At 71.1% G+C, this 20280-nt stretch carries 20 protein-coding genes and 1 pseudogene; 11 read left to right on the top strand and 10 right to left on the bottom strand.

The window, feature by feature from the left end:
- Positions 1-10 precede the first annotated feature (10 nt).
- The 3 genes from OIE74_RS36690 to OIE74_RS36680 are packed head-to-tail and all read left to right on the top strand — an operon-like array spanning position 11 to position 2252.
- Positions 11-688: a hypothetical protein gene (locus tag OIE74_RS36690; protein WP_329391601.1), complete on the top strand. Its 678-nt coding sequence runs from the start codon at positions 11-13 to the stop codon at positions 686-688.
- Positions 688-1377: a class F sortase gene (locus tag OIE74_RS36685; RefSeq protein WP_329391598.1), complete on the top strand. Its 690-nt coding sequence runs from the start codon at positions 688-690 to the stop codon at positions 1375-1377. The genes OIE74_RS36690 and OIE74_RS36685 overlap by 1 nt, the downstream gene beginning before the upstream one ends.
- A 59-nt stretch (positions 1378-1436) precedes the next feature.
- Positions 1437-2252, top strand: coding sequence for a GNAT family N-acetyltransferase (locus tag OIE74_RS36680; protein ID WP_329391595.1), 816 nt, complete (start codon positions 1437-1439; stop codon positions 2250-2252).
- A 20-nt stretch (positions 2253-2272) separates the two neighbouring features.
- Here OIE74_RS36680 and OIE74_RS36675 read toward each other — a convergent pair whose 3' ends face one another.
- The 4 genes from OIE74_RS36675 to OIE74_RS36660 are packed head-to-tail and all read right to left on the bottom strand — an operon-like array spanning position 2273 to position 4701.
- Entirely contained in the window at positions 2273-3040 is a 768-nt protein-coding gene (locus tag OIE74_RS36675) for an ABC transporter permease subunit (protein WP_329391592.1), read from the bottom strand.
- The gene (locus OIE74_RS36670; RefSeq protein WP_329391591.1) at positions 3037-3954 is read right to left on the bottom strand and encodes an ATP-binding cassette domain-containing protein; all 918 of its coding nucleotides are present in this window, start codon (positions 3952-3954) and stop codon (positions 3037-3039) included. Before OIE74_RS36670 ends, OIE74_RS36675 begins: the two co-directional genes overlap by 4 nt.
- A 56-nt stretch (positions 3955-4010) precedes the next feature.
- Positions 4011-4499 carry a sensor histidine kinase gene (locus tag OIE74_RS36665; protein ID WP_329391589.1) on the bottom strand — a complete coding sequence of 163 codons (489 nt, stop codon included), beginning with the start codon at positions 4497-4499 and terminating at the stop codon, positions 4011-4013.
- Positions 4435-4701: a hypothetical protein gene (locus OIE74_RS36660; RefSeq protein WP_329391587.1), complete on the bottom strand. Its 267-nt coding sequence runs from the start codon at positions 4699-4701 to the stop codon at positions 4435-4437. The genes OIE74_RS36665 and OIE74_RS36660 overlap by 65 nt, the downstream gene beginning before the upstream one ends.
- A 364-nt stretch (positions 4702-5065) precedes the next feature.
- Between OIE74_RS36660 and OIE74_RS36655 the strand changes: the two genes are divergently transcribed.
- Together OIE74_RS36655 and OIE74_RS36650 are read left to right on the top strand one after the other, a co-directional pair.
- A complete protein-coding gene (locus OIE74_RS36655) occupies positions 5066-5269 on the top strand; it encodes a cold-shock protein (protein WP_329391583.1) in 204 nt (67 codons plus the stop codon).
- 384 nt (positions 5270-5653) lie between these two features.
- Positions 5654-7189, top strand: coding sequence for a DEAD/DEAH box helicase (locus OIE74_RS36650; RefSeq protein WP_329391581.1), 1536 nt, complete (start codon positions 5654-5656; stop codon positions 7187-7189).
- A gap of 77 nt (positions 7190-7266) precedes the next feature.
- On the opposite strand, the gene OIE74_RS36645 is transcribed toward OIE74_RS36650, so the two are convergent.
- On the bottom strand, positions 7267-7578 hold the full coding sequence (locus OIE74_RS36645; protein WP_329391579.1) for an SCO5918 family protein: 312 nt from the start codon (positions 7576-7578) through the stop codon (positions 7267-7269).
- Between the two features lie 178 nt (positions 7579-7756).
- On the opposite strand from OIE74_RS36645, the gene OIE74_RS36640 reads away from it, so the two are divergent.
- Entirely contained in the window at positions 7757-8074 is a 318-nt protein-coding gene (locus OIE74_RS36640) for a hypothetical protein (protein WP_329391577.1), read from the top strand.
- 37 nt (positions 8075-8111) lie between these two features.
- On the opposite strand, the gene OIE74_RS36635 is transcribed toward OIE74_RS36640, so the two are convergent.
- The 3 genes from OIE74_RS36635 to OIE74_RS36625 form a co-directional block, all read right to left on the bottom strand.
- Entirely contained in the window at positions 8112-8765 is a 654-nt protein-coding gene (locus OIE74_RS36635) for an endonuclease (protein ID WP_329391575.1), read from the bottom strand.
- The gene (locus OIE74_RS36630; protein WP_329391573.1) at positions 8762-9187 is read right to left on the bottom strand and encodes a hypothetical protein; all 426 of its coding nucleotides are present in this window, start codon (positions 9185-9187) and stop codon (positions 8762-8764) included. The genes OIE74_RS36635 and OIE74_RS36630 overlap by 4 nt, the downstream gene beginning before the upstream one ends.
- Positions 9188-9478: 291 nt before the next feature.
- Entirely contained in the window at positions 9479-12154 is a 2676-nt protein-coding gene (locus tag OIE74_RS36625) for a SpoIIE family protein phosphatase (protein ID WP_329391571.1), read from the bottom strand.
- 166 nt (positions 12155-12320) lie between these two features.
- Between OIE74_RS36625 and OIE74_RS36620 the strand changes: the two genes are divergently transcribed.
- The 5 genes and pseudogenes from OIE74_RS36620 to OIE74_RS36600 all read left to right on the top strand — a co-directional run bounded on the left by OIE74_RS36620 (position 12321) and on the right by OIE74_RS36600 (position 18747).
- The gene (locus tag OIE74_RS36620; protein ID WP_329391569.1) at positions 12321-14510 is read left to right on the top strand and encodes a DUF6351 family protein; all 2190 of its coding nucleotides are present in this window, start codon (positions 12321-12323) and stop codon (positions 14508-14510) included.
- The gene (locus tag OIE74_RS36615; RefSeq protein WP_329391567.1) at positions 14507-15415 is read left to right on the top strand and encodes an SMP-30/gluconolactonase/LRE family protein; all 909 of its coding nucleotides are present in this window, start codon (positions 14507-14509) and stop codon (positions 15413-15415) included. Before OIE74_RS36620 ends, OIE74_RS36615 begins: the two co-directional genes overlap by 4 nt.
- Before the next feature lie 57 nt (positions 15416-15472).
- Positions 15473-17090 (top strand): annotated as a pseudogene (locus OIE74_RS36610) (ABC transporter ATP-binding protein).
- 122 nt (positions 17091-17212) lie between these two features.
- Positions 17213-18220, top strand: a complete 1008-nt coding sequence (gene ligD / locus OIE74_RS36605) for a non-homologous end-joining DNA ligase (protein WP_329391565.1) — start codon at positions 17213-17215, stop codon at positions 18218-18220.
- A gap of 95 nt (positions 18221-18315) precedes the next feature.
- On the top strand, positions 18316-18747 hold the full coding sequence (locus OIE74_RS36600) for a VOC family protein (RefSeq protein ID WP_329391562.1): 432 nt from the start codon (positions 18316-18318) through the stop codon (positions 18745-18747).
- Positions 18748-18850: 103 nt separating this feature from the next.
- On the opposite strand, the gene msrA is transcribed toward OIE74_RS36600, so the two are convergent.
- A complete protein-coding gene (gene msrA / locus OIE74_RS36595) occupies positions 18851-19369 on the bottom strand; it encodes a peptide-methionine (S)-S-oxide reductase MsrA (RefSeq protein ID WP_329391560.1) in 519 nt (172 codons plus the stop codon).
- A 79-nt stretch (positions 19370-19448) separates the two neighbouring features.
- Positions 19449-20075, bottom strand: coding sequence for an NADPH-dependent F420 reductase (locus OIE74_RS36590; RefSeq protein WP_329391558.1), 627 nt, complete (start codon positions 20073-20075; stop codon positions 19449-19451).
- Positions 20076-20280: the final 205 nt, after the last annotated feature.

The following is a 20280-nucleotide window of genomic DNA, read 5'->3' as shown; positions in this document are numbered from 1 at the left end:
CGGAGATCCGATGCGCACGACAGCCAGGGCCTGTCTGACGGGCCCTACGGCCTCGGCCGCGGTCGCGGGCGCCGCCGTCCTCGTTCTCGGGGCGGGACCGGCCGCGTTCGCCGGTGACAAGGCGGAGTTCGACTTCAGCGTGGCCCCCGAGGCGGTCGCACCCGGTGACGAGGTGACGATCCGGAGCAGCGGGTGCGAGGCGTCCACCGTGACCGTGTCGTCGGGAGTGTTCGAGACCGTCACCCTGACCGAGGGCGAGGAGAAGTCGGCCACGGTCTTCGACGACGTGAAGCCCGAGGCCGAGTACGAGATCACCTTCGACTGCGACGGTGTGATCCGCTCGGTACCGTTGATGATCAAGTCCGGCACGACCGGCACAACCGGCATCGCCGACAAGCCCGGAAAGGCGAACAAGCCGGACAGGCCCGGGAAGCCCGGCAAGCCGCCGCACTCGCCGGCGCCGCTCGACCCGCTCGATCCCCTGGAACCGCTGCGGCCGGAGCACCCGAGCCCCCCGGAGCCCCGGCCTCACGAGACCCATGCGGACGGCGCGCACAAGGGCGTGAAGGCCGGCATCGGTGGCAGCACCGACGGCGGTCGGAACACGGCGGGTCTCGCGGTCGGCGGCGCGGTCATCGCGCTCGCGGTCGGCGGCGCGGTCCGTCTCGTCCGCAGCCGGCCGGCGTGATGACGGAAACGGAAAGGCTCCGGGCCTCCCGGTGGTCGACGGTCGTGCTGCTGCTGCTCGTCGGCATCTTCGTGGTGCGGCTCAGCAGCGAGAGCCGGCTCGTACTCCCGCCGCAGCCCACCGGCGCGGGACCCGCCGTGTCCGACGCCGGCCCGGACTCGCGTGCGGACGCCGTCCCGATGCCGCGTCCGGCCGGAACGGCCGCGAGGGCCGCGCCTCCCCTGCCGGGCTCCACGGCGACCCGGATCCGTATCCCCTCGGTACGCGTCGACGCGCCCCTGACCCGCGTGTCGCTGGACGCCGATGGCTGGATCGAGGCGCCGCCGCCCGCCAGACCCGAACTGGCGGGCCACTTCCGGGGGTCGGTGACACCCGGCGAGCAGGGCACATCGGTGATCGTGGGTCATGTCGACACCGGCGAAGGCCCCGCCGTCTTCTACGACTTGGGCCGGCTCGCCAGGGACAGCCGCGTCGAGGTGACGCGCGCCGACGGCACCACGGCCGTGTTCACCGTGTACGGCGTGAAGGGCTTCAGCAAGCGGGACTTCCCGGCGAAGAGCGTCTACCGCCCGACCGGGGCGCCGGAACTGCGCCTGATCACCTGCGGCGGCGCGTTCACCGAGAAGACCGGGTATCAGGGCAACGTCGTCGCCTTCGCCCGGCTCACCGAGACCCGCAAGGCGGCCTGACCGGCGGCGCCACGGAAAACCCGGTTGCGGCGCCGGTGGCGCTCCGCTGAGGTGGGCCGATGGACACCGAAGCGGTACGCGCGCTGTTCGACCGCCAGATGCGCAGAGAAGCCCCGGCCGACAGCCCCGGGGCCGTGGTCGAACGGGTCGGCGCCGTGGTCCGCCAGACGGCGGCCCCCGCAGGCGGAGCCGGACCGGACTCGGAGCAGGAGTCGGACGGCGGCTGGAACGGGGTCCTGTGGTCGGATCTGGACGAAGGCTCGGCGGATACCGCGATCGCCGAGCAGATACGTCATTTCACCTCCCTCGGCCTGGAGTTCGAGTGGAAGCTCTACTCCCACGACGCGCCCCACGACCTCGCGGGCCGGCTGGCCGCCGCCGGGTTCACGCCCGAGCCGCCGGAGACGCTGATGATCGCCGAGGCGGCCGGCCTGCCGACCGATGTCGCGGTGCCCGAGGGGGTGCGGCTGGTCGCGGTGACCGACGCGGCGGGCGTGGAGTTGATGGCCGAGGTCCACGAGCGGGCGTTCGGTACGGACCGTACCCACATCCGCGAGCGGCTGCTGGCCCAGCTCGCCGCCGCACCGGGGAGCGTCGCCGCCGCCCTCGCCATGGCCGGTGACACGCCGGTGAGCGCCGCGCGGATGGAGCTGCCGGCCGGCACGGAGTTCGCGGGCCTCTGGGGCGGCGGCACCGTCCCCGGCTGGCGCGGCCGGGGTCTCTACCGCGCCCTGGTCGCCTTCCGTACGGGCCTGGCGGCCGAGCGCGGCTACCGCTACCTCCAGGTCGACGCGTCGAGCCAGAGCCGCCCCATCCTGCGGCGGCTCGGTTTCGAGGAGCTGAGCACGACCACGCCGTACGTCCACACACCCTGACCCACCGCGCCGGGCCACCATCAGACATCGCGGCGGCGCAGCGCCCCGACGGCGACCAGGAGCAGCGCCGCCGTACAGCCGGCCACCAGCCACAGCGACGGCCAGGGCCCCAGGCTGCCGACGGTTTCGGCTGTCGCGTCCGAGGTCTGCGTCAGCTTCTCCAGTGCGGCGGTCGGCGACAGACCGGCGATCCAGCGCCGCGCCTCCCCGAAGAGCGGACCGAAGAGGGACGGCAGCAGGAGCAGGCCGATGACGGTGGTGACGGCGCCCGCCGAGTGCCGTACGAGCGTACCGACGGCCAGGCCCAGCAACCCTGCCACGGCCAAGGAGCCCGCGATGCCGAAGAGGGCCGGCAGCGGCTCCCCGGTCGCGTACCGGGCGGGCAGGAGCGCGTCACCGGCCAGGACGGCGAGCGAGCAGGAGACCAGGGCGATCGCGTACATCAGACCGGCGACGAGTGCCGCCTTGGCGGCGACGACCGTGCCCCGGCTCGGGCTGGCCGCGAGGGTCGTACGGATGGTGCCGCTGCCGTACTCGCCGGTGATGGTCATCGCGCCGACGACCGCGGCGAGCATCTGCGCGACGACGGCCAGGGTGAGGCTGCCGCCGATGACCGTGTCGTCGTCCTGGAGGCTCCCGGACACGGCGACGAACACCGCCCCGGCGACAGGGACCACGGCGGTGGCGACCGTCGTCCGGACCGTGGAGCGCACACTGCGGAATTTGATCCACTCGGCGGCGAGTGCCTGCCGGAATCCGGCCCGCGCGGCAAGACTGTCGTTCGTCATCGGACCGCCTCCGCCCCGGTCGTGGCCTCGCCGGCGCGGTATTCGGCCGAGTCGCCCGCCAGCGCCGTGTAGACCTCCTCCAACGTGGAGCGCGCCGGGGTGAGTTCATGGACGGCGAGACCGTGGTCGCGCGCCAGGTCGCCGATGGCGGTGGCATCGGTGCCGTCGACCCGCCAGCCACCGCCGGGGTCCAGCCGTACGCCCCATCCCCTGGCCTCCAGCAGCGCCCGCAGCCTCTCGGGCTCCGGGGAGCGGACGAGCGTGTGGGACCGGGAGTTGGCGGTGATGAAGTCGCGCATCGTGGTGTCGGCGATGAGCCTGCCGCGACCGATCACGACGAGATGGTCGGCGGTCAGTTCCATCTCGCTCATCAGATGGCTGGAGAGGAAGACCGTACGGCCTTGCGCGGCAAGGGACTTCATCAGTCCGCGGATCCAGCGGACGCCTTCGGTGTCGAGGCCGTTGACCGGTTCGTCCAGGATGAGCACCTCGGGGTCACCGATCAGCGCGGCGGCGATCCCGAGCGAGAAGCCCTTGGTCCGGGTGCGAGCGGTGTCGGCGGGCAGGCCGACGAGGTCCAGTACGTCGTCGACGCGGCGTCCCGGGATGCCGTTGCTCGCCGCGAGGGCGGCGAGGTGCTGGTGCGCCGAACGGCCGCCGTGCACGCCCTTGGCGTCCAGAAGTGAGCCGACGGTACGCAGAGGCGCGGCGAGCTCCGCGTAGCGCTTGCCCGCGACGGTGACACGGCCTGCGGTCGGGGTGTCGAGCCCGAGGATCAGCCTCATGGTGGTCGACTTGCCCGCCCCGTTCGGGCCGAGAAAGCCGGTCACCCTGCCGGGCCGCACGGTGAACGACAGCTTGTCGACGGCGTTCCCGCCGCCGTATCGCTTGGTGAGTTCCGTTGCTTCGATCATGCTTCCGACGCTACGGAGAGGGGCGCCAGCCGGCATCCGTCACCCGGAGTCGGTGGCTACTCCGGTTCACGGACGGCTTCCTTGCCCGAGTCACGCACCTGGCGCATCGCCTTCCTGGAGATCTCCGGCCGCGCGTCGAGCGCGTCCAGGGCCACGCCCGCCTGCACGGTCATCGCCGTCACCGTATGGGCGACGATGTCGTGCAGTTCGCGCGCGATACGTACCCGCTCCTCATGGACCCGACGCGCCGCCTCCCGCTCGCGGTCCTCCTCGGCGCGCGCCGCCCTGGCCTCGTACTCGTGCAGCAACTCCCGCCGCGTACGGACCGCTTCGCCGAGCAGCACGGGTACGACGTGCCCCACCAGCAGCGCCACGGTGCCCGATACGACGGCGGCCACCGCCCCGGTCCACACCGTGCGCCGCCGGTCACCCTGGACGGCCACGGTGTAGAGCGCCACGATCACCGGCAGATTCAGCAGCTCACCGATGTGCCCGTACAGCGCCCAGCCGGCGCAGGCGGCACCCGTGACCGTGACGACGAGCATGGGCCTGCGGCGCCTGGCGACCAGCGCGATCAGCGACGAGCAGCCAGGTGAACCAGTCGGCCTGCCGGTACTCGGGATCGTTCACGGCGGCGTCGGCCGCCGTGAACAGGCCCACGCATGCCGCCACCAGCAGATCGGAGGCGAGCGGCGGCACCGCCCTGACACGGAAAAGCAGACGTTCGAGGGTCATCTCCCGGTTCACGCCATTCACGCTAGGCGGCTCCGGCGTGCCCCGCATACGCCCCTGGGAGTAGCCGCAGGGTGAAGAACCGGAGAATATTCCCCGATCGCGGCTCCGGGAAAATTCTCCGGCGGCCCCGCTTGATTTTCCGGTGCGCGGCCCGGGATCGACAAGACGTCCCGTACTCATGTGCATGCACCGTGCTACTGTAGTCGTCAGTTGCAGTTGTGGTTCCCGAAGACTTCAAGTGCTCTCGCCGACTTTATGTGCCGGTGGGCGCGCTTTTGTATTTCCGGTGCTTTTCCGGACGGGGTAATCATTCTGAGGCGACGCGGGGTTCGCACAGTGCGGGCCCCCGGGCAGCATTGCCCCGAAGGAGATAAAAATGGCCAGTGGCACTGTCAAGTGGTTCAACTCGGAAAAGGGTTTCGGCTTCATCGAGCAGGATGGCGGCGGCGCCGACGTCTTCGCCCACTACTCGAACATCGCCGCCCAGGGCTTCCGTGAGCTCCAGGAAGGCCAGAAGGTGACCTTCGACGTCACGCAGGGCCAGAAGGGCCCGCAGGCGGAGAACATCGTTCCCGCCTGACGTTGAGGCGTTAGACGTAGCTGGGGCCCGCTCCTCGCGATGCGGGCCCCGGCTGCGTTGCTTTTTCTCCGGGGCCCGCCCGGTGCGCGTGACACATCGAAGTGTGGCGCGGGACCAGGTTTCTCCTCGCTGTCCTGACGGCCGGCCGACAAATCTCCACCGATGTCGGCCCCGCACCGGACTGCCGGGCCCCCGCCGGTGGGCGACCCGTCGCCCAGCGGCTCACGCCCGGTCCGCTCCGGGCAATTCTCGGGTGCCGATTCACGGTGTTTCACGTCCCGGCACTGTTCTGTTTTTGTTTTCCCCCGGCTCGTTCTTGCGATTCCTTGCGCGGTCATTCTGCCAAGAGTTCCTCGATACGTGCCGCATCGAGAGAGGTTCAGCATGAACCGCACGCCTCGCACGAACGACCGTTACTCACGTACCCGCTCCGGTGGCTCCGGCGGTGGCGGCGGCCGCTTCCGCCCCGGGTCATCGGGCTCCGGCGGCCGGTCCGGTTCCTCCGGCCGGTCGGGCGGCGGCTACGGCCGCCGTCCCGCCGCCGTCCAGGGCGAGTTCGCCCTGCCGGTCACCGTCACCCCCGCCCTGCCCGCCGTGTCGACCTTCGCCGAGCTGGACATGCCGTCGCCGGTGATGACGACGCTCACCGGCCTCGGCGTCACCGAGCCGTTCCCGATCCAAGCGGCGACGCTGCCCAACTCGCTCGCGGGACGCGACGTCCTCGGGCGCGGGCGCACCGGCTCCGGCAAGACCCTCGCCTTCGGCCTGGCGCTCCTCGTGCGCACCGCGGGACAGCGTGCCCAGCCGAAGCAGCCGCTGGCACTCGTTCTCGTACCGACCCGGGAGCTGGCCCAGCAGGTCACCGACGCGCTGACGCCGTACGCGCGTTCACTGAAGCTGCGGCTCGCCACCGTCGTCGGCGGGATGTCGATCGGCCGCCAGGCCGGAGCGCTCCGTGTCGGCGCGGAGGTCGTCGTCGCGACCCCGGGGCGGCTCAAGGACCTCATCGAACGCGGCGACTGCCGGCTGGACCGGGTCGCCATCACCGTCCTCGACGAGGCCGACCAGATGGCCGACATGGGCTTCATGCCGCAGGTGACCGAACTCCTCGACCAGGTACGGCCCGAGGGCCAGCGGATGCTGTTCTCCGCGACGCTGGACCGCAACGTCGACCTGCTGGTCCGCCGCTATCTGAACGACCCGGTGGTCCACTCCGTCGACGCCGCCGTCGGCACGGTCACCACCATGGAGCACCACGTCCTGCATGTGCAGAACGCCGACAAGTACGCGACCACCACGGAGATCGCGGCACGCGACGGCCGGGTGCTGATGTTCCTGGACACCAAGCACGCCGTCGACCGGCTGACCGAGCACCTGCTGAACAGTGGCGTACGCGCCGCCGCGCTGCACGGCGGCAAGTCGCAGCCCCAGCGCACCAGGACGCTCGCCAGGTTCAAGACGGGTCATGTCACGGTGCTCGTGGCGACGAACGTCGCCGCGCGCGGCATTCACATCGACAATCTCGACCTCGTCGTGAACGTCGACCCGCCGAGCGACCACAAGGACTATCTGCACCGGGGCGGCCGTACCGCGCGCGCCGGGGAGTCCGGCAGCGTCGTCACGCTCGTCCTGCCCAACCAGCGTCGCGAGATGACGCGCCTGATGGCCGACGCGGGCATCGTCCCGCAGGTCGCGCAGGTGCACTCCGGCGAGGCCGAGCTGAGCCGGATCACCGGGGCGCAGGCGCCCTCGGGTGTCCCCGTGGTCATCTCCGCGCCCGTCTCGGAGCGCGCCAAGGGCGGTTCGGGCAGCCGTGGCCGCAGCCGGCCGGTCCAGAGCCGCAGGTCATCGGGGGCCGGTGGCTCGGGTGGCCGGTCGGGCGGCGCGCGCCAGTCGTCGTCGCGCAGCTGGTCCGCGTAGGTCCGGTCCGCACAGGAAAAGGGCCCGGTCACCGGTCGGTGACGGGGCCCTCTCCGTGTGCCGTGGGCGTGATCCGCTCAGTCCCGCTCGGGGCTGCCGATCATCGCCGACGCCTTCTCCAGCGGGCTGGGTTCCTCCACCGGGCTGGGGGCGGGAGCGCCGCTGTGGCAGGTGAAGCCGAGACGGGTGAGTGCGCGGGTCACCTCGGAGGCGGAGAAGTCACGCCGGTCCTGGCGGGTGATCACCTCGCCCACCTGCTTCACCGGGTACGTACGGCGGCCGATGACAACGGACTCGCCCGTGATCGGCTCGGGCTTGATGCCCTTCATCGCCAGCTGCACCTCGCTCTTGACCAGATCGAAGGGAAAACGGGCGATGACGCAGCGCATAGTGCCTCGGCAGGGAGAAGGGAGAATACGGAGCGTTCAGCATCCCACACCGAACGCCCGCCGGGAACCGAGACGTCTCCCGCCCGCCTGGGCGAATGTTCAAAAGCATAAGTAAGCGCCGGAATCCGATTCCCGGAAAATGGAAGGGAAACGGGGGCCGTCAACGCCAGGAGTTCGCATGACCGCGTACGTCATCACCGTCCCGGGCACCTTCCTGCGCACGCTCGACGCCGACTCCCGCGCGGCGCTGCTGCGGGCGCTCCTGCCCGCGGACCCGCAGCACACGGCTCTGGGCGAGGCCGAGGAACTGGACAGGCTGACGGTCAACGAGGGCGGCACGTTCAGCATCCGGCTGGAGATCGAGGCGGACAACAGGCGCAGTGCCGAGGCCGAGGCGAAGGAGGTCGCGGTCGCCGCGCTGACCGAGGCCGGCTTCTCGACGGACGACGCACCGCTGGGCGCGGCGTTCGTCACGGGCATCGACAGCGAGTACTGATCGCGGGGCGGGGGCCCGGAGCCTGTTTCGCCAGGTCCTAGGCGGCGGATCGTGCCTCGCGCAGGGAGTCCTCGACGATGTCGTCGTCCAGTGAGGCGCGGACCAGCGCGGCGGCGAGGGTGGCGGGGCCTTCGTCCCCGGCCAGGCGGGCGAGGCGGGAGGCGTCGTTGCCGAGGCCGAGACGTTCGGCGCCGTGCAGCGCCTTGGTGTCGAAGTAGGGCACCACCTCGGGCCAGACGGCCTGGACCTCGCGCAGGAAGATGTCCGCCCCGACAGGGCCGATCCCCGGCATGTCCTGAAGGAGGTGGCGCAGGATCGGCACGTCTCCGTCGGCCTCGGCGCGCATACGGCGCAGGTCGCCGTGCCACCGCCGGATCAACAGCTCGGCCCCGTCCGCGAGCCGGGTGGCGGTGCTCTCGTCGTAACGCCGGTAACCACCCTTGCCGAGGGCGTCGACGCGCTGCTGCCAGGTCGCGTCCAGCATCCGGCGGGGGTTGCGCATCCCCGCGTCGCGCAGGGCGCGCAGCGTGGCGACGGCGGTGCCGGCCCGGATCGGGGCGCTCAACAGGAGGGCGAGGACGAGCAGTTGGTACAGGGGCTGGGGGGTGTCACGCAGTCTGATGCCGGCGTCAGCGGCGTAGGTGCCGCCGTGGGTGTGGAGCAGTGCGTCTACGACGGTGCGCTGTTTCATCGGAACCTCAGGGGGGTCGTCCGTGCCCCGCGCGGCGGGCCGGTGTTGGTACGGCCCATGGTGGAGCGCGGGGTTCCGTAGGCGCGTCGCCGGGCGGAGCGCCGTACGGCTTCCGCGCGGGCCTTGGCGACATCCGCGCGGGCGTTGGCGGCGCGGATCTCCGCGGCGCGGCTGTCTTTGACGGGGATGCCGGGGACGTCCTCGGCGGGGATGTCTTCGGCGAGAGGGGCGTCTTTCGTATCCGATTCCGCGGGCGGTGAGTCCCTGGCCTCCTCCGATGGGGTGTCCGTCTCACCCTCGGCCGGCAGTGGCGCCCGCAGATGTGGCAACAGGAATTCCTCCATACGTCCGAGCCCTACCGTGATCAGCAGCATCAGGGCCGGAAACACCAGAGAGATCAGTACGGTCGGCAGCAGCCCCATAACCCAGTCCCTTTCTCTTCCCGGCCTTGAGCGCGACCGGATTGAGCGGTGCCGGCGGGAAAGCGCCGACCTGAGATGCGCGTGGAACACGCGGACAGTCGCTTGCGGGCAGTGCTTCGCACACGTATGCCGGGCGGGTGCCACGTCTGTTGGAGTTCACACTGACGTGCCTGATTCGCACTATTGAGAAGCCTATGGCGTCCGCACGGACCTCGCTCGTCGGCTCCCGTACGGCCCAGTCCGAGTTGACACACGGCGCGGCTGCCCTGCCGTATCCATGCGCTGCCGTACTCAGGAAACGCCGATCGGCTGCTCTGTCCAGATGACCTTGCCCTGGCCGCTGTACCGGGTGCCCCAGCGCTCGGCGAACTGGGCGACGAGGAAGAGTCCGCGGCCCCCCTCGTCGGTGCCCGCCGCCTGGCGCAGATGCGGGGAGGTGCTGCTGTGGTCGGACACCTCGCAGATCAGGCTGCGGTCGCGGATCAGCCGTACCCGGATGGGCCCGGAGGCGTAGCGGATCGCGTTGGTGACCAGTTCGCTGAGGATCAGCTCGGTGGTGAACGCCTCTTCGACCAGGCCCCACTCCGTCAGTCTGCGCGTGACGTCGGCCCGCAGTCTGCCCACGGCGGCGGGGTCGGCGGGGATCTCCCAGTCGGCGACGTGCTCGTTGTCCAGTACGCGTGTACGGGCGATCAGCAGGGCGATGTCGTCGCGCGGGGTCTCGGGCAGCAGTGCCTGGAGGACCGCGTCGCAGGCCTGCTCGGGGGTCCGGTCGGCCTGGGCGGCGAGCGTGCGGCGTAGCAGCGTCAGTCCCTCGTCGATGTCGCGCTGCCGGTCCTCGACGAGACCGTCGGTGTAGAGCACGAGTCGGCTGTTCTCCGGCAGGTGGACGTCGAGGGTCTCGAAAGGCAGTCCGCCGAGCCCCAGCGGCGGGCCGCCGGGCACCTCGGCGAACACCGCCGTGCCGTCCTCGTGGACGATGACGGGTTGGAGGTGGCCGGCCCGCGCCATGGAGCAGTTCCCGGAGACGGGATCATAGATCGCGTACAGGCAGGTGACGCCGGTGACTCCGGCGCCGGCCACCCCTGCGGCCTCGTCCTGGTCGATACGGGTGACCAACTCGTCCAGGTGCCACAGGAGTTCGTCGGGCGGCAGGTCCAGGGTGGAGAAGTTGTGGACGGCGGTGCGCAGTCGGCCCATGGTGGCGGCGGCGTGCAGACCGTGACCGACGACGTCACCGACGACCAGCGCCACCCGGGCGCCGGGCAGCGGGATGATGTCGAACCAGTCGCCGCCGACGCCTCCGAGACCGCCGAGACCGGCCTGGGCGGGCAGATAGCGGTAGGCGACGTCGATGGCGTTCTGGTCGGGCAGGCCGCGCGGGAGCAGGCTGCGCTGGAGGGTGACGGCCATGGTGTGCTCGCGCGAGTAGCGGCGGGCGTTGTCGACGCTGACCGCCGCCCTGGCGACCAGTTCCTCGGCGACCGACAGGTCCTCGCCCTCGAACGCCTCGGCCCGCGCGGCCCGCCAGAAGGTCGCGACGCCGAGGATGACACCCCGGGCCTGCATGGGCACGGTGATCATCGAGTGGATGCCCTCTTCGTCCACGAGCCTCCTGGCACGTTCGGGCTGTGCTTTGTGCCAGCCGGAGAACGCGGCGAGATTCGCGACCAGGATGGGCTCGCCGTTCATGATGGCGTCGCTCATCGGGGTGTGGGGGGCGAAGTGGATCAGCTCGCCGAGCGGGTACAGCGAGGTCTCCACGTCCGGGCCGCTGAACGCGGTGCGGCGCATCTCCAGCACGACGGTGGTCGGCTCCTCGCCGCGCAGGACGGCCTCGGCCAGGTCGACGCTCGCGAAGTCGGCGAAATTGGCGGCGGCGAATTCGGCCAGTTCCTCGCAGGTGCGGACGACGTCCAGGGTCGTACCAATCTCCGTACCGGCGTCGTAGAGCAGCCGCAGCCGTTCCCGGGCCACGTCGGCCTTTCCGGTGAGCGCCTGGAGTTCGGTGGTGTCACGCAGGGTGGTCACGCTGCCGGGCGGGCCGCCGTCCTGGTCCGTGGGCCGCTGGCTGATGGCGAGCATCCGCTGGCCGACGGGATGGACCTCGTCGGTCGCCGTCCGGCCGGAGCCCAGCAGCGTCCGGGTGTCCGGGTCGAGACCCAGGTCGGTGATCACGCGGCCCTCCACGTCCTTCGGCAGGTCGAGCAGTCTGCGGGCCTCGTCGTTGGCGAGCAGCAGTCTGCTGTCGCTGCCGACGATGATGACTCCTTCGCGTACGGCGTGCAGAACCGCGTCGTGGTGCTCGTACATCCGGGTCATCTCGGAGGGTCCGAGTCCGTGTGTCTGACGGCGGAGCCGTCTGCTCACCAGGGCCGTGCCGCCCAGGGCCAGGAGGAGCACACCGCCCGCGGAGCCGAACAGCAGGGGGAGCTCCTCGTCGACCACGGAGCTCACATGTTTGATGGTGATGCCCGCGGAGACGAGCCCGACCACCTTGCCGCGCGAGTCGTAGACGGGGACGACCGCGGACACGAGGGGGCCGATGGTACCGGTGGCCTTTTCCGTCACGACATGCCCTTTGAGGGCGGGCTTCCACGTGCCGACGAACATCTTGCCGACCCGGTTGGGAATCGGGTGGGTGTAGCGGATTCCGTGGGTGTTGAGGACGACGACGAAGTCCACGCCGGAGCGTTCCCTGGCCAGCTCGGCGGGTCGGCGCAGGACCTCCGCCGGGTTGGGGTTCTTGAGCGCGGCCTGGATGCCCGGAGAGTTCGCGAAGGTTTCGGCCACGGCCACGGAGCGGTTGCGGGCCTCGCGCTCACTGTCCGAGCGGCCCTGGAGTACAAGCGCGGCGGAGGCGGCGGCGACGAGCAGAACGACGATCGCCACCTGAAGGAGAAAGACCTGGCCTGCGACTGTCCTCATCTTCAGAACGGAGCGCCGGCGGCCGTCGCGTCCGGCCATGAACCCTTTCTACACCTCTCTCAGATGGTGGGCGAGCCGCGAGGGCGGGCAGGCGGTCTTGACCCCGCACCTGGTCCGATGAACCATTTTGCGGGTTCGCGAGTGATGTGTGTGACACGAGTTCACCGGCCGATGTGGCCGGTGAACAGATTATGGGGGTTCACAGGTGTCCCGTCGGCCCGTTCTCGCGATTTCGATCGCCGCTGGTGCGCTGCTGCTGACCTGTCTGCCGAGTGCCGCCGCCGAGCGGCCGGGCAGCGCGGGGCCCGGCGGCGAGCGGCTCACCATCGGCACGCTGTCGACCAGGCCCTCGGTGGTCACCGGCGGTGACGTACTGGTGCGGGTCGGGGTCCCGCGGGGCCTGGATCCCGACGACGTACGGATCACCCGCGACGGCACGGACGTCACGGACGCGTTCACGGGGGAGGCCTCCGCGCCCGGGACCCTGACCGGTCTGGTGACCTCCCTGCGCGAAGGCACCAACCGGCTCGTCGCGACCGTCCCCGGCCGGCCCGGCGCGCGGGCCGCGCTGAAGGTTCGGGACCATCCCCCGACAGGGCCGGTCATCAGCGGTCCGCACGAGAGCCCGTTCATGTGCGGTACGGAGTCGTTCAAACTGGTCGACGGCTCCACACTGGGGCCGCCGCTGGACGAGGACTGCTCGGTGACCACCCGGGTGGACCACGCGTACCGCTCCACCGACGGGACCGTGAAGCCGCTGGCCGATCCGGCGAGCCGCCCGGCGGACCTCGCGACGACCACCACGAGCACCGGTGCCCGCGTGCCGTTCCTCATCCGGATCGAGACGGGCACGCTCAACCGGGGCGTGTTCCAGATATCCATGCTGGCCGACCCCGCCGCGCCGGAGCCGACCCGGGCGCGGCCGTCCGAGGGGTGGAACGGGCGGCTGATGTACACGTTCGGTGGCGGCTGCCGGGGCGGCTGGTACACACAGGGCACGAACACCGGCGGCGTACTGGACACCGAGATGCTGGGCCGCGGGTATGCCGTCGCCTCCTCGTCCCTCAACGTCTTCGGGAACAACTGCAACGACCTGCTGGCCTCCGAGACCACGATGATGGTCAAGGAGCACTTCGTGGAGCGGTACGGCGTCCCGCGCTTCACCATCGGCTGGGGGTGCTCCGGCGGCTCGTACCAGAGCTATCAGACCGCCGACAACTACCCGGGTCTGCTCGACGGCATCATCGTCGGGTGCAGCTTCCCCGACGTGACGTCGGCGACCAACACGACACTGCTGGACTCCCGGCTGCTCGACCACTACTTCGCCGAGTCCGCGCCGGACGGGTTCAGCGCCGAGCAGCAGAGGGCGGTCGCCGGTTTCCGCGAGCGGGCGAGCATCCCGAACCTGAGCGACGGCGCGAAGCGCCTCGACCCGGACGCGGAGTTCCCCGCCGCGCTGCCCGAGGACCGGCGCTACGACGCGCGCACCAATCCCGACGGGGCGCGGGGCACGGTCTTCGACCACACCGTGAACGTGTACGGGACCGACCCGGGCACCGGCGCCGCGCTGCGCCCGCTGGACAACGTGGGTGTGCAGTACGGCCTCGACGCGCTGAACGAGGGCGTGATCGACAAGCGGCAGTTCATCGACCTCAACTCCCGCGTCGGGGGCATCGACCGGGACGCCGAGTTCACCGCGGGGCGGACGGCCGCCGACGCCGCGGCGACCGGGGCGGCGTACGGCACGGGCCGCATCCTGTGGGGCGGCGCCGGTCTGGCCACCACACCGGTCATCGACCACCGCTCCTACACCGACGATCTGCCCGGGGGCGACATCCACATGGCGGTGCACGGGTTCTCCACCCGTGCCCGGCTGATCGCGGCCAACGGCGACGCGGACAACCAGGTGATGCTCGCGGAGGACAACCGCCACGGGTTCAGCCTCAAGAGCCCCGCGCTGCGGCACGCCCTCACGGAGATGGACAGCTGGCTGACGTCACTGACGGCGTACGGCTCGCGAGCGGCGTGGACGCCCCGGGACGTCGTGGCGCACAAGCCGGCGGGGCTGACCGACGCGTGCTGGACGAGGGACGCGGAGCCCCGGAAGATCGAGCAGCGCCTCGGCTACGACAACGCGGGCGAGTGCGGCGCGCTCTACCCGGCTTTTCCGACCCCGAGGCTGGTCGCGGGGGCCCCGCTCGCGGACGATGTGATCGCGTGTCGCCGCGAGGCGGTGGATCCGGCCGACTACGCGGTGACGTTCACCGACGGTGAACTCGCGGAGCTGCGTGCGGTGTTCGCGAGCGGGGTCTGTGACTGGAGCAGGAGTGGTCGGGGGCAGCGTCCGCCCGCGGACACCTGGCAGAGGCTTTCGGCGAAGGGTGGGGAGCGATGAGTCCGGCGACGACGAGCACGCGGACCGGGCGGCGGATCGAGGTCGCCGTACGGGAACGGGCCACGCTGGGTGAGGGTCCCGCATGGGATCCGGCGGCCGGGCGGCTGATCTGGGTGGACATCCTCTCCGCACGGATTCACACCTTCGACCCGTCCGACGGCCGCCGTACGGTGATGGCCGCCGAGCAGCATGTCGGTGCCGCGCTCCCCCGGGCCGGGGGCGGGCTGGTGGTCAACCTCCGTGACGGCATCGGTCTGTACGGCCCCGGCGGCGACTTCTCGTGGCTGGTGCACGACCCGGTGCCCGGCCGCCGGGGCAACGACGCGGCCGTCGCGCCCGACGGCGCGCTGTGGGCGGGCAGCATGCGCTACGACGAGACGCCGGGCGGCGGGACGCTGATCCGGGTGGGACGCGCCCCCTCGGCCCCGGGCGAGTCCGCGCCGGTCGTCACCGACACGTGGCCCGTCACCGTCGGCAACGGCACCGGCTGGAGTCCGGACGGGCGGACGATGTACTACATCGACACTCCCACCGGCCGGATCGACCGGTTCCGGGCCGACACGCACTCCCCCGGCGAACCGCTGGCCGACCAGGGCCCGTTGGCGACGATCGAGCCCGGCGCCGGGCACCCGGACGGACTGACCGTCGACGCGGACGGCTGCGTCTGGGTCGCGTTGTGGGACGGCGCGGCGATCCGCCGCTACACGCCGGACGGCGAGTTGGACCGTACCGTCGAACTGCCCGTACTCCGGCCCACGTCGTGTGCGTTCGGCGGTCCCGGGCTGCGCGACCTCTACATCACCACGGCCCGCGTCGGAGTGGCCGGCCCGCACCCGCTGACCGGCTCGCTCCTCGTCCTGCCGGACGCGGGGCAGGGCGTCCCCGGCACGCCGTTCGCCGGCTGAGGCGGGCGGCCCGGGAGCGGGTTGCACGGCCGCGAGGGGGCGGGATTTGCTTGGCGCATGCAGCGACCGGTCTCCTCCACCCCGTCATCCGCGGCGCTCGACCACCGCTACCGGGGTGAACATCCCGTACGGACTCTTGGCTATCTCTTCCGTCCCGACCGTCCTCGTCTCGCGCTCGCCGTCCTCGCGTTCATCGGGAAGCACAGCCCGATCTGGCTGCTTCCCCTCATCACCGCCAACATCATCGACACCGTCGTGCAGCACGGCCCGGTCTCCGGCATCTGGATCAACGCGGGCGTGCTGCTCGTGCTCCTGATCCTCAACGGAGCAGATGGTGCAGCAGTCCTCGGACATGGGGCTGGCCGCCGTCATCACGCTCGTCGGCGGTCTCGTCGTGATCGGGGTGCGCGTACCGTCGTTCCTCCCCGTCTTCCTGCTCGTCGTCCCGGCCGCCGGTTTCCTGATCGTGCGGCTGCGCGGACGACTCCACAGCCACAACGCCGCGTTCCGCCACGAGGTGGAGCGGATGTCGTCGCGCGTCAGCGAGATGACCTCGCTGATCCCGATCACGCGTGCGCACGGTCTCGAAGGCGCGGCGATGGTCCGTATCGACGGCTCGCTGCGGCAGGTGCTCGCGGCCGGGGTGCGGCTCGATCTGCTCAACGGGCGCTTCGGCGCGCTCGCGTGGATTCTGCTCAACTCCCTCGGCGTGGCGTGTCTCGCGGGCTCGGCGCTCGTCGCGTACCACGGTCTGCTGCCCATCACGGCGGGCGACGTCGTCATGCTGAGCGCCTTCTTCACCACCCTGACCTCCTCGATGGTGCCCCTGCTCGGGCTGGCGCCCGTCATCAGCAAGGGACTTGAGTCCGTTCGGTCGGCGGGCGAGGTCCTCCAGGCTCCCGACCTGGAGAGCAACACGGGCAAGGAGCAGGTCGGTTCGGTGGCCGGACGGATCGATTTCGAGGGCGTCGGTTTCCAGTACGAGGGATCGCCCGACACCGCGGTGGCCGACTTCACCCTCTCCGCGAGGCCGGGTCGGACCATCGCCCTGGTCGGCGCGTCCGGCGCGGGCAAGTCGACCGTACTCAACCTCCTCATCGGCTTCATCCGCCCCACCTCCGGGCGCATCCTGCTGGACGGCACGGACATGGCCTCCCTCGACCTGCGCAGCTACCGCCGGTTCCTGTCCGTCGTACCGCAGGAGTCGATCCTGTTCGAGGGCACGATCCGGGAGAACGTCACCTACGGTCTCGACGGCATGGACGAGGCGACCGTGCGGCGGGCGCTGCGGGACGCGAACGCCCTCGAATTCGTCGACCGGCTGCCGGACGGTCTGGACACCGTCGTCGGACAGCGCGGCGCGCGCCTGTCCGGTGGGCAGAAGCAGCGGCTCGCGATCGCCCGCGCGCTGATACGCGACCCCCGGGTGCTCGTCCTGGACGAGGCCACATCCGCCCTCGACACCCGCTCGGAGGCGCTGGTGCAGGAGGCGCTGGCGCGGCTGGTCGACGGCCGTACCGTCTTCGTCGTCGCCCACCGGCTCTCCACGATCCGGGGCGCGGACACCATCGTGGTGATGGAGCACGGCCGGATCGCGGAGGTCGGTACGCACGAGTCCCTGATGACGAGCGGCGGGGTGTACGCGGGCCTCCAACCGGCGCACCGCGCCTCCTAGGAGGTGTCCGGCCGCCCCGGGCCGCCCCTAACGGGTGATCAGCTGTGCCGACAGGGGCACCGCGCACCACTTCCCGGGGAGCCTCCCCCCGTAGCCCCTGACACGGAGAGAGGCGAGGCCCGATGAACAGCCTCCTGGACACACTGCCCGCCGACGAGCGGGGCAGGCTGGGCGCCGCCCGGTCCGGCGCGCTGCTGGCGTCCGCGCCGATGCTCGCCACGCTGACCGACCGGCGGCTGTTCGGCGACGGCTGGATCTTCGAGCGCAAACTGGACGGCGTCCGGGTGCTCGCCGTGCGCGACGCCTCGGGTGTACGGCTGCTGTCGCGCACCGGACGCCGCCTCGACGCGACGTACCCGGAGATCGTCGACGCCCTCGCCGCGCAGGAATGCGCCGACTTCACGGTGGACGGGGAGGTCGTCGCGTACTCACACGGCCGTACCGACTTCGCCAGGCTCCAGCAGCGGATGGGCATCAGCGACGCCCGCCGGGCGCGGGCCAGCGGGGTGGCGGTCACGTACTACCTGTTCGATCTGCTGCGGCTCGACGGCGCCGATCTCACCGCGATCTCGCTGCGCTCGCGCAAGTCGCTGCTGCGCAGGGCGCTGACCTACCGGGCGCCACTGCGTTTCACCCCGCACCGCAACGCGGGCGGTCAGGAACTGCTGGACCAGGCGTGCGCCGACGGCTGGGAGGGGCTGATCGCGAAGCGGGCGGCGGGCCGGTACGAACCGCGGCGCTCGACGGGGTGGCTGAAGCTCAAGTGCGAGCGGGGGCAGGAGTTCGTCATCGGCGGCTACACGGAGCCGTCCCGCTCCCGTGTCGGCTTCGGCGCGCTGCTTCTCGGCCACTACGAGGACGGGCGGCTCCGGTACGCGGGCAAGGTGGGGACGGGCTACGACCGCGCGACGCTCCTGGACCTCCGCAGACGGCTCGACGAGGCCGCGACGCCCCGCTCGCCGTTCGCCGACGTGGTCAGGGAGCGGGCTCCGCACTGGTCGGAGCCCCGGCTCGTCGCCCAGATCGCGTTCACCGAGTGGACACGGGACGGGATGCTGCGGCACCCGCGTTTCCTGGGGCTGCGGGACGACAAGAAGCCGACGGACGTGGTGCGGGAGAGACCGGCGTGAGGGTAACGGGCCTTCCCTACAGTGCCCGTGACCAGTTCCCCTGTATGAGAACAACGACGCGACCCGTGACCGCGACGAAGGGCGGAGACACCCTCATGGCAAACCCCGGCTCCCGCATACCGCGTTTCCATCTCGCCATGCCCGTGGACGATCTCGCCGCCGCCCGCCGCTTCTACGGCGGCGTACTCGGCCTGGCGGAAGGCCGCAGCTCGGCGACCTGGGTGGACTGGAATCTCCACGGCCACCAGTTCGTGACGCATCTGGCTCCTGGCCGCGGCGAGGGCGTACGCAACGAGGTCGACGGGCACGAGGTGCCCGTACCGCACTTCGGGCTGCTGCTGACTCCGCCGGAATTCCACGAGCTGGCCGACCGGCTCCGTGCGGCGGGGACGGCGTTCGTCATCGAGCCGTACGTGCGTTTCGAGGGGATGCCCGGCGAGCAGTGGACGATGTTCCTGCTCGATCCCGCGGGCAACGCGCTGGAGTTCAAGGCGTTCGCGGACGACGCACAGGTCTTCGCGGTCTGAGTCCGGCAGGCGGGGCGGAACAACGGTGTCCCCGATCTCCGGAGGGACCGGTGACGGTCCGGGCCGGTGATCGGGGACGAACGATCAGAGCGCTGGGGCGTGTCTACCGCTCGCTGCGGACCGGCAGCTTCCAGCCCGGCCGGACGAAGTGGCACGTGTATCCGTCGGGGTAGCGGACCAGATAGTCCTGGTGCTCGGGCTCCGCCTCCCAGAAGGGGCCCTCCGCGGCCACCTCGGTGACGACCTTCCCCGGCCAGAGGCCGGAGGCCTCGACGTCGGCGATGGTGTCCTCGGCGACGCGCTTCTGCTCGTCGCCGGCGTAGTAGATGGCCGACCGGTAGCTGAGGCCGATGTCGTTGCCCTGACGGTTGAGCGTCGTGGGGTCGTGGATCTGGAAGAAGTACTCCAGGATCTGGCGGTAGCTGGTCTTCTCGGGGTCGAAGACGATCTCGATGCCCTCGGCGTGCGTTCCGTGATTGCGGTACGTCGCGTTCGGGACGTCGCCCCCGGTGTAACCGACCCGGGTGGAGATCACCCCCGGCAGACCGCGAATCAGATCCTGCATGCCCCAGAAGCAGCCGCCCGCGAGGACCGCCTTCTCTGTAGCCGTATCCGTAGCCATTTTTTAGTCCCTCCTCTGCCACACACGCTACTGCTCCGACGTGGGCGGAGGCGCCTCGCACCGAGGGGGAGGCGGGGCATCACGCGCTGTGCAGCCGTGCGTCCAGCTCGGTGGCGGACAGCTGTGCGGTGTAGACGCCAGTGCCGGGCTGGTGCTTGCGGCCTCCCCCGCCGAGGTGACCGGCGTTGACCGGGTCGAAGCCGATGTCGCGGATCAGTCCGGCCACGACCGCCACGGCCTCCTCGTCCTCGCCGGAGATCGGGATGGCCAGGCGTTCGGGGTCGCCCTTGGGGCGGCCACGGTCGCGCAGGGCGTCCCAGTAGATCGCGTTGAACGCCTTGACCAGGTTCGAGTCCGTCGCGTTCCGGAGCTTCTCGCTGGAGGTGGTGGAGTCGTCGTCCAGGTCGGGCTCGTGGCCGTCCCGGTCCGGGTAGTAGTTGCACGTGTCCACGACGACCTTGTCGCGCAGCTCGGCGACGGGCAGATCGCCGATGTGCCCGTACGGGATCGACACGACGACCACCTGGCCGAACCGGGCCGCTTCCGCGGCCGTGACCGCCCGGACGGAGCCGTCCATGCCTGCGACCAGCTCCGCCAGCGTCTCGGGGCCGCGCGAGTTCGCGAGGGCGACCTCGTGGCCGATGGCGGCGAAGTGCCGGGCGAGTGTGGAGCCGATACGGCCAGCTCCGATGATTCCGATACGCATGGTGCCTCTCCTGCCTGCGGGGTCGTGGGCCCGTGGTCCCGCTCGTACGGGTCGCCTCCATGGGTAGCCGAATGGCGCCGCCCCAAACTTGCCGGAACGCGGACCCGGACTCACCCTGAGGCTGCGGGCCGCACCCGGTGCCGGCGGCGACCGCCCGTGTGCGGGCGCCGCGCGGGTCCTCGTCGGCGCCCCCGTTCGCGTTCCG

It is taken from the genome of Streptomyces sp. NBC_01716, assembly GCF_036248275.1.
Taxonomy (GTDB): Bacteria; Actinomycetota; Actinomycetes; order Streptomycetales; family Streptomycetaceae; genus Streptomyces.
This window is presented reverse-complemented; position numbering and strand designations above follow the sequence as displayed.